The following is a 12,032-nucleotide window of genomic DNA, read 5'->3' on the forward strand; positions in this document are numbered from 1 at the left end:
TCGGTCTCATAAGCGCAGAAAACACCACGGCAAGCACCGGCATGCCGCCACTACGTTCTAAACCCATATCACCCACACCTATTAACCTGTCGCTCCCACAACCACCCCCCTACACTCGCCGCATTCAGCATCAGGACCGCGACCATGCCCGAGACCTTGCTCAGCTCCCGCAACCTCACCTTCGAACTCTACGAAGTCCTCGACGCCGAAGCCCTCACCCAGCGCCCGCGTTTCGCCGAGCACAGCCGCGAAACCTTCGACGCGGCGCTGACCACGGCGCGCACCATTGCCGAGAAATGCTTCGCACCGCACAACCGCAAAGCCGATGAAAACGAACCGCGCTATGTGAACGGCTGCGCCGAGTTGATTCCCGAGGTCAAACCCGCCGTCGACGCCTTTCTCCAGGCAGGCTTTCTCAACGCCAACAGGGATTTCGAAGCCGGCGGCATGCAACTGCCCAGCCTGGTGTCACAGGCCTGCTTTGCCCACTTCCAGGCGGCCAACGCCGGCACCACTGCCTACCCCTTCCTGACCATGGGCGCCGCCAACCTGATCGAGAGTTTTGGCAACGAGGAACAGAAGCGGCTGTTTCTACAACCCATGATCGAAGGCCGATACTTCGGCACCATGGCCCTGACCGAACCCCACGCCGGCTCGTCGCTGGCCGATATCCGCACCCGCGCCGAGCCGGTGGGCGATGGCAGCTACCGGCTCAAGGGCAACAAGATCTTCATCTCCGGCGGTGATCACGCGCTGTCGGAGAACATCGTGCACATGGTGCTGGCCAAGCTGCCGGACGCCCCACCCGGGGTGAAAGGTATCTCCCTGTTCATCGTGCCCAAGTTCCGCGTCAACCCCGACGGTAGCCTGGGCCCGCGCAACGACGTGCTGTTGGCCGGGCTATTCCACAAGATGGGCTGGCGCGGCACCACCTCCACTGCGCTCAACTTCGGCGACAACGGCCAGTGCATCGGCTACCTGGTCGGCCAGCCGCACCAAGGCCTGGCCTGCATGTTCCAGATGATGAACGAAGCCCGCATCGGCGTGGGCATGGGCGCTGTGATGCTAGGCTACGCGGGCTACCTGTACTCACTGGACTATGCCCGCCAGCGCCCCCAGGGCCGGCCACTGGAAGACAGGAACCCGCACACCCCACCCGTGCCCATCATCGCCCACAGCGATGTGAGGCGGATGTTGCTGGCGCAGAAGGCCTACGTTGAAGGCGCTTTCGACCTGGGGCTGTATGCGGCGCGCCTGTTCGACGATACCCACACAGCCCGCGACCAGGCCACACGCGAGCAGGCCCAGCAGTTGCTCGACCTGCTCACCCCTGTGGTCAAGTCGTGGCCCTCGGCCTTCTGCCTCAAGGCCAACGAGCTGGCGGTGCAGATACTCGGCGGCCACGGCTACACCCGTGAGTACCCCGTGGAGCAGTACTACCGCGACAACCGCCTGAACCCGATTCACGAAGGCACCGAAGGCATACAGGCACTCGACCTGCTCGGCCGCAAGCTGGCGCAGCACAACGGCGCCGGCCTCAAGCAACTGATGCGCCTGATGGCAGCCACCGGCGAACGCGCCAGCCACCACCCCAACCTGGACTCGCTGCGCGAGCCGCTCGAACACTTGGTCAACCGCCTGCAGGCGGTCACCCTGGCTCTGCTTGGCGACCTCGCGCAGGGCCACGCTGCACAGGCCCTGGCCAACTCGGCCCTGTACCTGAAAGTGTTCGGCCATTGCGTGATCGGCTGGCGCTGGCTGGAGCAAGCCATCCACGCCGAGCTCGGGTTATTGAAGGGTGATGACGGTGACCGCGACTTCTACCGGGGCAAGTTGCAGGCGGCGCGTTATTTCCTGACCTGGGAGGTGCCTGGCTGCCATAATGACCTGGCACTGCTCGAGGCCCGCGATGCGACCTGCCTCGACATGCAGGATGAGTGGTTCTAAGGGGGAGCCACCGCGCAAACGGAGGCCTGCCCATGTTCGATTCCAGCGCCTTGCTGCGCCAGCGCTTCGCCGCGCTGCGCAGTTCGGCCGAGGTGTTTTCCCTGCGTCACGTCAAACAGTCGCACCAGGCGCTGTCGGTGCGGCGCAACGTAGCCGAACCACCGTTTTTCAGCCAGGACGAAGGCGCCATGCTGACCGCACGGGTGGCTGGGGTAGAGGCTTACGCCGCCACTGCCGACCTCAGCCAGGCAGGCCTGCAGCGTGCACTGGAACAGGCCGAGGCGCTGGCGCGGCAAATCGCCCGGCACAGCCTGCTCGACCTGCGTGGGCAGGCCGTTCCCACTGGGCAGCATGACGTTGTCTCGCCCCATTTCGATGAGGCCATACCCTCCCTTGCCAACTGCCTGGCCCTGCTCGCGGCAGAGTCAGCCAGCGTGCCCGCCGATGAGCGCCTGGTGGACTGGCAAGCCAGCCTGGGCGTGAGTGTGGTAGAGCAAACCTACCTGAACTCTGCTGGCGCCGAGCTGCGCCATGCTCAACGCTTTCTATTCCCCGGCCTGAGCGTCACCGCCAGCGATGGCCAGGACAGCCAGAGCCGCAGCCTGGGCCGGGAAAACTTCGGCCAGCAGGGTGGCTTCGAGGTCGTCGAGCGTTGCGGCCTGGTAGGCGCGGCCCAGCGGGTGGCCGACCAGGCCCTGCAACTGCTGCTGGCGCCCAACACCCCTGAGGGCCAGCGTGACCTGTTGCTGATGCCCGACCAGATGATGCTGCAGATTCACGAGTCCATCGGCCACCCCCTGGAAATGGACCGCATCCTGGGCGACGAGCGCAACTACGCGGGCACCAGCTTCATAAAAGCCAGTGACTTTGGCCACCTGCAATACGGGTCGGCATTGCTGAACGTGACGTTCGATCCGACCATAAGCGAAGAACTGGCCAGCTATGGTTTCGATGACGACGGCACCCCGGCAACCAAGCAGTTTTTGATCCGTGACGGCGTGTTGCTGCGCCCGCTGGGGGGCGCGCTGTCGCAGTACCGCTCTGGCCTGGAGGGCGTTGCCAACAGCCGTGCCTGTAGCTGGAACAGGGCGCCCATCGACCGCATGGCCAACCTGAACATCGAGCCGGGTGATCGGTCACTGGAACAACTGGTGCAGGGTATCGAGCACGGCATCCTGATGCGCACCAACCGCTCCTGGTCAATCGATGACGCCCGCAACAAATTCCAGTTCGGCTGCGAATGGGGGCAACTGATCGAGAACGGCGAGCTCAAGGGCATCGTCAAGAACCCCAATTACCGCGGTATCTCGGCGCAGTTCTGGCGCAACCTGGCCGCCGTCGGCGACCGCAGCACGTTCCAGGTGCTGGGCACGCCCAATTGCGGCAAGGGCGAGCCTAACCAGGTGGTAAGGGTCGGCCATGCGGCCCCAGCCTGCGTGTTCCGCCAGATCGACGTGTTCGGAGGGCAGGCCTGATGCAACATGCTTTCGAAGCCCTGGTGGGGGTGGCGCACAACGCCCTGCACGCCGGCGAGCAATTCACCCTCGGCTACAGCGCCGAGCAGTCTCGGTTTGTGCGTTTCAACCACGCCAAGGTGCGCCAGGCGGGGGATGTAAGCCAGGCCAGCACGCACCTGCGGCTGATCCGCGACGGCCGCCAGGCTGAGCAGTTGGTCACCTTGAGCGGTGAGGCACAGGTAGACAGCCAGCGGCTGGAGGCTGCCATGCAGTTGCTACGCCAGACGCTACCCCTGCTGCCAATAGACCCGTATCTGCAACTGAACACCGCCCCCTGGAATAGCCTGAGCTGCCAGGCAGCACCGCTGCCGGCGCTTGATGAAGTACTGGCGCTGATCGAACGCGAGGCAGGTGACCTGGACCTGGTCGGTATCTATGCCGCCGGCCCTGTGTGCCGTGGCTTTGCCAGCTCATTCGGCGCCCTCGGCTGGCACCAGGCCAACAGCTTCAACATGGACTGGAGCCTGTTCCACGAGAATGGACAGGCCGTCAAAGCCAACTATGCCGGGCAAGCCTGGAACGCGGGTGATTTTACCCACCGCCTGCGCCAGGCCCGTGACCAGCTGGGCTTTTTGGGCCAACCGGCCATTACCCTCAAGCCTGGCAGCTATCGTGCGTACCTCGCGCCTGCAGCCATGGACGAAATTGCCGGGATGCTGTGCTGGGGAGGCTTCTCGGCCCAGGCCCTGGCCACCGGTAACAGTGCCCTGCAGCGCCTGTACAACGGCGATGGGCAATTGAGCCCGCTGGTGAGTTTCAGCGAGCAGGTCAGCGGCTCGCTGAGCCCGGCGTTTTCCGATGAAGGCTCGCCGCGCATGGACGTGCCGCTGATTCAGCACGGCAAGGCCCGCCAGCAGTTGACCAGTGCACGCAGCGCCGCAGAGTTCCAGCGGGTGGCCAATGGCGCCGACAGCTACGAATCGCCCTGTGCACTGAGCATGGCCGGCGGGAACCTGCCCAGCGAAGCGGTACTGCAGCGCCTCGGCACCGGCCTGTATATCAGCAACCTGTGGTACCTGAACTACTCCGACCTGCCCGCAGCGCGCATGACCGGGCTGACCCGCTTTGCCACGTTCTGGGTCGAGAACGGGGCGATACAGGGGCCGGTGAATACCATGCGCTTCGACGACAGCCTGTACAGTTTGCTGGGCAGCCAGCTGGAAGACCTGACCCTGGAGCGGGAGATGATCCTGTCGACCAGTACCTATGGGCAGCGCAGTACCGGATCGAGTCATTTGCCGGGGGTACTGGTCAAAGGGCTTAACCTGACATTGTGACTGGCATTACCGGCCTCATCGCGGGCAAGCCCACCGCCACACGGGCGTGCGCCACAGCCCCGCGATGAGGCCGGTAACGACAAACGAGGACGTCATGCCCGAACGCACCCCGCTGGACCCTGTCACCGCCCGCTGGATCCCGTGGGTAGTGGCCATTGCCTTCTTCATGCAGTCGCTGGACGGCACCATCCTCAACACCGCGCTGCCAGCCATGGCCCGGTCCCTGGCCGAAGACCCCCTGCGCATGCAGGGGGTGATCATCTCGTACATGCTCACCGTCGCCCTGCTGATCCCGGCCTCGGGCTGGATCGCCGACCGCTTCGGCACCAAGCGCATCTTCTTCAGTGCCATCCTGCTGTTCAGCTTCGGTTCGCTGCTGTGCGCAGTCGCCAACAGCCTGGGCTTCCTGATTTTCGCGCGCATCGTGCAGGGGCTCGGTGGGGCGCTGATGCTGCCGGTTGGCCGGCTGGTGGTGCTGCGCGCGTACCCGCGCACCGAGCTGGTGCGGATCATGAGCTTCATCACCATCCCCGGCCTGCTCGGCCCGTTGCTTGGCCCCACGGTGGGCGGCTGGCTGGTGGAAATCCTGAGCTGGCACTGGATCTTCTTGCTCAACCTGCCGGTAGGCCTGATTGGCTGCTATGCGGTGTGGAAGTTCATCCCCGACCTGCGCGGCGCTGAGCGCACCACCTTCGACGGCCCGGGCTTTGTGCTGTTTGGCGCAGCGATGGTGCTGATCACCATCGCCATGGAAGGCCTGGGCGAGCTGCACCTGCCCCACCTGCGGGTGATGCTGCTGCTGTTCGCCGGCATGGCCTGCCTGGCGGCGTACTGGCTGCGCGCCGGGCGCGACCCGGAGCCGTTGTTCTCACCCAGCCTGTTCCGCGTACGCACCTTCGCCATCGGCATCCTCGGCAACCTGTTCGCCCGCCTGGGCAGCGGTGCCCTGCCGTTTCTGGTGCCGTTGCTGCTGCAGGTGGCGCTTGGCTACTCGCCGGCCCAGGCCGGCATGAGCATGATCCCGCTGGCCGCCGCCGCCATGCTCGCCAAGTCCATCGCCCGGCCGCTGATCGAGCGCCTGGGCTACCGCATCATCCTTACCGGCAACACGTTGCTGCTGGGGCTGCTGCTGGCCGGCCTGGGCCTGGTAGACGAGCAGACGCCGTACTGGCTGCTGCTGGTGCAGCTGGGCCTGCTGGGGGCGGTAAACTCCCTGCAGTTCACCGCCATGAACACGGTAACGCTGATCGACCTCGACGACGCCAGCGCCAGCAGCGGCAACAGCCTGCTGTCGGTGGTGGCACAGTTGTCGCTGAGCCTGGGCGTTGCCTGTGCTGGCGCGTTGCTGGGCGGGTTCACAGCGGCGGGCAGCGCCGAAGGCGTTGAAACCACCCTTGGCGCCTTCCAGCTGACGTTCTTCACCATCGGCGTCATGGCCATGCTGGCTGCAGCGATTTTCCTGCAGCTGGCGCCCACGGACGGAAGGCGTGCCCGTCGTCCGGAACAGCACATGGAGTCTTAGGGGGAATGGCATCGAGGCTGGTAGACTGTGCGGCATTTTTCGCTTCGCACCGCAGGCCCGCCTCGTGACCACCGACACCACCGCCTTTGCCACATTGCCGCTGTCTTCCGCCATGCTGGCCAACCTGGACGCCCTGGGCTATGCCTCGATGACGCCCATCCAGGCCCAGAGCCTGCCGGTCATTCTCAAAGGCAAGGACCTGATCGCCCAGGCCAAGACCGGCAGCGGCAAGACCGCCGCCTTCGGCATCGGCCTGCTCAACCCCATCAACCCGCGCTATTTTGGCTGCCAGGCCCTTGTGCTGTGCCCCACCCGCGAGCTGGCCGACCAGGTGGCCAAAGAGCTGCGCCGCCTGGCGCGGGCCGAGGACAACATCAAGATCCTCACCCTGTGCGGCGGGGTGTCCCTGGGCCCGCAGATCGCTTCGCTGGAGCATGGCGCGCACATCATCGTCGGCACGCCGGGGCGTATCCAGCAACACCTCGACAAAGGCACCCTGGTGCTCAGCGGGCTCAACACACTGGTGCTGGACGAAGCCGACCGCATGCTGGACATGGGCTTCTTCGATGCCATCGCCAGCATCATCGGCAAGACCCCGGCACGTCGCCAGACCCTGCTGTTCTCGGCCACCTACCCGGCCGGCATCAAGCAACTGGCGGCAGACTTCATGCGTGACCCGCAGCAGGTGAAGGTCGAGAGCCTGCACACCGACAACCAGATCGAACAGCGCTTCATCGAGATCGACCCCCAGCAGCGCCTGGAGGCGGTGACCCGCGTACTGGGCCACTATCGCCCGCAGTCCTGCGTGGCCTTCTGCTTCACCAAGCAGCAATGCGAGGATGTGGTCGCCCACCTCACCGCCAAGGGCATCGTCGCACAGGCGCTGCACGGCGACCTGGAGCAACGTGACCGCGACCAGGTGCTGACAATGTTCGCCAACCGCAGCAGCTCGGTGCTGGTGGCCACCGACGTGGCAGCCCGCGGCCTGGATATCGACGGCCTGGACATGGTCATCAACGTGGAACTGGCCCGCGACGCCGAGATCCACGTGCACCGGGTGGGCCGCACCGGCCGTGCCGGCGAGAAGGGCATTGCCGTCAGCCTGGTAGCGCCGGCCGAGGGCCACAGGGCCCAGGCCATCGAAGCCTTGCAGAACAGCCCGTTGCGCTGGGACCCGTTGGACAGCCTGAAGAACAAGGGCGGCGAGCCGCTGCTGCCAGTCATGAGCACCCTGTGTATCGCCGCCGGGCGCAAGGACAAGCTGCGCCCGGGCGACATCCTGGGTGCGCTGACGGGGGATGCGGGCATCCCGGGCAAGCAGGTCGGTAAAATCGCCATCTTCGACTTCCAGGCATTCGTTGCCGTGGAACGGGCACTGGCCAAGCAGGCCATGCAGCGGCTCAACAGCGGCAAGATCAAGGGTCGGTCCCTGAAAGTCCGCATTTTGTAAGGCCCCACAGGGCTCAGCATTTCAAATCTGAAGGTTCAGAACGTGCACTCCACCGATGTAATCATTCTCGGCGCCGGCGCCGCCGGCTTGATGTGTGCCCAGCTCAGCGCCCGCCGTGGCCGCAAGGTGCTGGTCCTCGACCACGCCAACAAGCCCGGCAAAAAGATCCTCATGTCCGGCGGCGGGCGCTGCAACTTCACCAACCTGTACACCGAGCCGGGCAACTTCCTTTCGCACAACGCGCACTTCTGCAAATCAGCCTTGGCCCGCTACACCCAGTGGGACTTCATCGAGCTGGTCTGCAAGCATGGCGTGGCGTACCACGAGAAAAAGCTCGGACAGCTGTTCTGCGACAACAAGGCCAGCGACATCCTCGACATGCTGCTGGCCGAGTGCGATGAAGCCGGTGCCGAAATCCGCATGCACACCAGCATCGAGCAGGTCGAGAAAACCGACAGCGGCTACCGGCTGCAAACCAGCGGCGGTACGTTCGCCTGCCAGTCCCTGGTGATCGCCACGGGTGGCCTGTCCATCCCCACGCTGGGTGCCACCGGGTTTGGCTACCAGGTGGCGCGCCAGTTCGGCCACACGCTGCTGCCCACCCGCGCCGGCCTGGTGCCGTTCACCATCACCGAGCCGCAACTCAAGGCCATGTGTACCGAGCTGTCCGGCACCTCGCTGGACTGCACAGCCAGCTGCAACGGCAGCAGCTTCCGCGAGAACCTGCTGTTCACCCACCGTGGCCTGAGTGGCCCGGCCATCCTGCAGGTTTCATCGTTCTGGGAAGCCGGCGACACCGTCGAGATCAACCTGCTGCCCGACCGCGATGCACTGGGCTGGCTGCAACAGATGCAGGCAGAACGCGCCAACGCCGAACTCAAGACGGTGCTGGGCGAGGTGTTCACCCGCAAGCTGGCCACCCTGCTGGCGGAGCAGTGGTTCAACTCGAGGCCCATGAAGCAGTACACCCCGGCCGAGCTGCAGCACATCGCCGACACGCTGGCCCACTGGCAGGTGGTGCCGGCCGGTACCGAGGGTTACCGCACCGCCGAAGTAACCCTGGGCGGGGTTGATACCCGCGAGGTGTCGTCCAAGACCATGGAATCGCTCAAGAGCCCGGGGCTGTACTTCATTGGCGAAGTGCTGGATGTGACCGGCCACCTGGGCGGTTTCAATTTCCAGTGGGCCTGGGCCTCGGCCAATGCCGCAGCGCAGTTCGTGTAGGGTAGAATTCATTGCGCAGCACGGAACGCTTCTTGCTGGTCCGTGTTCAATGCATTCATTCGATCACTGCCTAGCAGGCCATCATGTCATCGAGCTCGTTGCGTCAGTCACTGCGTCGCCTGTGGGGCCAGGATAAGTTCAGCTACAGCATCCGGGTAACCATCGCCCTCACCGGCAGCCTGGCCTTGTGCTGGCACCAGAACGAAATGGGCCTGCTGATCCCGCTGTTCCTCGGCATCATCGCCAGCGCCCTGGCCGAGACCGACGACAGCTGGCAGGGCCGCCTGAGCGCCCTGGCCGTCACCCTGGTGTGCTTTGCCATTGCCGCCCTAGCTGTGGAACTGCTGTTCCCCTACCCCTTGCTGTTCGTGACCGCACTCGCCCTGGCCGCGTTCGCGCTGACCATGCTGGGCGCGCTGGGCGAGCGTTATGGCGCCATTGCCTCTGCCACCTTGATTACCGCCGTCTACACCATGATCGGGGTGGACCAGCGCGGTGGCATGGTGACGGACTTCTGGCACGAGCCCATGCTGCTGGTGGCCGGCGCCGCCTGGTATGGGCTGCTGTCCGTGCTGTGGCAGGCGTTGTTTTCCAACCAACCGGTGCAGCAAAGCCTGGCCAAGCTGTATTTCGAGCTAGGCACCTACCTCAAGCTCAAGGCCAGCCTGTTCGAGCCCATCCGCACCCTGGATGTAGAGGCCCGCCGCCTGGAACTGGCCCAGCAGAACGGCAAGGTAGTGGCGGCGCTGAACGCCGCCAAGGAAATCATCCTGCATCGGGTGGGCAACAGCCAGCCCAACTCCAAGGTCAGCCGCTACCTCAAGCTGTATTTCCTGGCGCAGGACATCCACGAAAGGGTCAGCGCCTCGCACTACCCTTACAACGCTCTGACCGAGGCGTTTTTCCACAGCGACGTGATGTTCCGCTGCCAGCGGCTGCTGCGCAAACAAGGCTCGTCCTGCCAGGAGCTGGCCCGCTCGATACGCCTGCGCCAGCCGTTCGTGCTGGCCAGCGGCTTTGCCGAGGCACTCGAAGACCTCAACGCGTCGCTGGAGTACCTGCGCAACCAGAACAACCCGGCCTGGCGCGGGCTGCTGCGCTCGCTGCGGGCGCTGGCGGCTAACCTGGCCACGCTGGACCGCCTGCTCAGTGCGGCCAGCAACCCGGACAGCCTGGCGGACGCCAGCGACAGCAGCCTGCTGGACCGCTCGCCGCGCACCCTCAAGGACGTGTGGAAGCGGCTGCGCACGCAACTGACGCCCACGTCCCTGGTGTTCCGCCATGCCCTGCGCCTGCCGCTGGCGCTGTCGATCGGCTACGGCATGGTGCACCTCATCCACCCTACCCAGGGCTACTGGATCATCCTCACCACCCTGTTCGTGTGCCAGCCCAGCTACGGTGCAACACGGCGCAAGCTGGTGCAGCGGATCATCGGTACTGCCGTTGGCCTGACCGTCGGCTGGGCGCTGTTCGACCTGTTCCCCAACCCGGTCATCCAGTCGTTGTTCGCCGTGGTGGCCGGGGTTGTCTTCTTCGTCAACCGTACCACCCGCTATACCCTGGCCACTGCCGCGATCACCCTGATGGTGCTGTTCTGCTTCAACCAGATCGGCGACGGTTACGGTTTGTTCCTGCCGCGCCTGTTCGACACCCTGGTGGGCAGCCTGATCGCCATCATGGCGGTGTTCCTGTTCCTGCCCGACTGGCAGGGGCGGCGGCTGAACAAGGCGCTGGCCAACACCCTGGCCTGCGCCAGTGTGTACCTGCGCCAGATCATGCAGCAGTATGCCTACGGCAAGCGCGACGACCTGGCGTATCGCCTGGCACGGCGCAACGCCCACAACGCCGATGCAGCGCTGTCCACCACCCTGGCCAACATGCTGATGGAGCCTGGGCACTTCCGCAAGGAAGCGGACGTGGGCTTCCGCTTCCTGGTGCTGTCCCACACGTTGCTCAGCTACCTCTCCGGGCTGGGCGCCCACCGCGACACAGCCCTGCCGGCCGAAGTGCAGGAGCAACTGATCGAAGGCGCAGGCGGCAGCCTGGCCAACAGCCTCGACGAAATCGCCAACGGCCTGTCGGCGGGGTTGCCGGTAGACATCCACAGCGATGCCGAAGAAGCCCTAGCCAATGCCCTGGAGCAGATGCCCGATGACGTGGATGAGCATCAAAGGCTGGTGCAAACCCAACTGGCGTTGATCTGCCGCCAGTTAGGGCCGTTGCGCACCCTGGCTGCACACTTGATGAAGAAAGATGCACCGGCCCTTTGACGGGGGTCATAACCCGTATCGGTGAAGCAGTTGCTCGTAACTGCCGTCCGCCTTCATCGCCGCGATCGCCCGCTCGAACCGGGCGACGATGCGCGTGTGCTCGGGGTGCTTGAGGCTGACCAGGATGTGCAAGGTGTTTTCAGCAAGCGGCGGCTCCACCAGGGTAACGGTGTCGCGCACCTGCTCGGGTTCGCGCTGCAGGTGATACCGGGCCACATACTCGTCCTCTATCGCCAGGCTCACCCGCCCTGCCGCCAGCATGCGCACAGCTGACGAAAAGGTGCTTACAGGGACCTTGTGCAGGCGTGGATCGCTGTCGAACTCGGCCGAATAGGCGTAGTCGCGAACCACGGCGATGCTATAGGGGTACAGGTCGGCCATGCGCTGATAGCGAAAACTGCTGCCCTTGCGTTCCAGCAGGCGAATGCGGTTGGTGAGGTAGGCTTTTGAAAACAGCCCGCTTTGGGTGCGCGCGTCGTTGTACCAGGCATTGATCAGCACGTCGTAACGCCCCTCGCTCACGCCCAGCAGCGCCCGCGACCAGGGCACTTCTTCAAAGCCGCTGCTATAGCCGGCCCGGGCCAGCGCGGTGGTGACGATACTGGTTGCCAGCCCTCCACCCGGCAAGCTGGCATCGGTGAACGGCGGCCAGCGGTCTGCCACCAGGCGCAATTTGCCGTGTGCGGTGGCGGGCAGCGCCACTGTCATTGCCAACAACCCGAGCACACAAAGCAATGGCCGCATGTTCAAGTCCTTTCGCCGTGGAGGGGCACACACTGCGGCTGAGCTTACACAAAGCGCCTGGCGAGGGCAGCGGCCAATAGT

The 12,032-nt window shown here is 64.9% G+C and carries 8 protein-coding genes; 7 read left to right on the plus strand and 1 reads right to left on the minus strand.

Annotated elements, in window-relative coordinates:
* The first annotated feature begins 144 nt into the window (after positions 1 to 144).
* The 7 genes from PPA02S_RS15170 to yccS all read left to right on the plus strand — a co-directional run bounded on the left by PPA02S_RS15170 (position 145) and on the right by yccS (position 11,207).
* A complete protein-coding gene (locus tag PPA02S_RS15170) occupies positions 145 to 1,947 on the plus strand; it encodes an acyl-CoA dehydrogenase (RefSeq protein ID WP_028631884.1) in 1,803 nt (600 codons plus the stop codon).
* 32 nt (positions 1,948 to 1,979) lie between these two features.
* Positions 1,980 to 3,422 (plus strand): TldD/PmbA family protein, encoded by a 1,443-nt coding sequence (locus tag PPA02S_RS15175; RefSeq protein WP_028631885.1) that lies wholly within the window; start codon positions 1,980 to 1,982, stop codon positions 3,420 to 3,422.
* A complete protein-coding gene (locus PPA02S_RS15180; protein WP_028631886.1) occupies positions 3,422 to 4,741 on the plus strand; it encodes a TldD/PmbA family protein in 1,320 nt (439 codons plus the stop codon). Before PPA02S_RS15175 ends, PPA02S_RS15180 begins: the two co-directional genes overlap by 1 nt.
* Before the next feature lie 94 nt (positions 4,742 to 4,835).
* Positions 4,836 to 6,263 carry a multidrug transporter subunit MdtD gene (mdtD, locus tag PPA02S_RS15185; protein WP_028631887.1) on the plus strand — a complete coding sequence of 476 codons (1,428 nt, stop codon included), beginning with the start codon at positions 4,836 to 4,838 and terminating at the stop codon, positions 6,261 to 6,263.
* Positions 6,264 to 6,375: 112 nt separating this feature from the next.
* Positions 6,376 to 7,713 (plus strand): ATP-dependent RNA helicase DbpA, encoded by a 1,338-nt coding sequence (gene dbpA, locus PPA02S_RS15190; protein ID WP_245614715.1) that lies wholly within the window; start codon positions 6,376 to 6,378, stop codon positions 7,711 to 7,713.
* Positions 7,714 to 7,755: 42 nt separating this feature from the next.
* Positions 7,756 to 8,937 carry a BaiN/RdsA family NAD(P)/FAD-dependent oxidoreductase gene (locus PPA02S_RS15195; RefSeq protein WP_028631889.1) on the plus strand — a complete coding sequence of 394 codons (1,182 nt, stop codon included), beginning with the start codon at positions 7,756 to 7,758 and terminating at the stop codon, positions 8,935 to 8,937.
* Positions 8,938 to 9,020: 83 nt separating this feature from the next.
* Positions 9,021 to 11,207, plus strand: coding sequence for a YccS family putative transporter (gene yccS / locus PPA02S_RS15200; RefSeq protein WP_028631890.1), 2,187 nt, complete (start codon positions 9,021 to 9,023; stop codon positions 11,205 to 11,207).
* Between the two features lie 6 nt (positions 11,208 to 11,213).
* On the opposite strand, the gene PPA02S_RS15205 is transcribed toward yccS, so the two are convergent.
* A complete protein-coding gene (locus PPA02S_RS15205; RefSeq protein WP_028631891.1) occupies positions 11,214 to 11,951 on the minus strand; it encodes a substrate-binding periplasmic protein in 738 nt (245 codons plus the stop codon).
* Positions 11,952 to 12,032: the final 81 nt, after the last annotated feature.

The sequence above is a fragment of the Pseudomonas parafulva NBRC 16636 = DSM 17004 genome (assembly GCF_000730645.1).
In the GTDB taxonomy this organism is placed as follows: Bacteria; Pseudomonadota; Gammaproteobacteria; order Pseudomonadales; family Pseudomonadaceae; genus Aquipseudomonas; species Aquipseudomonas parafulva.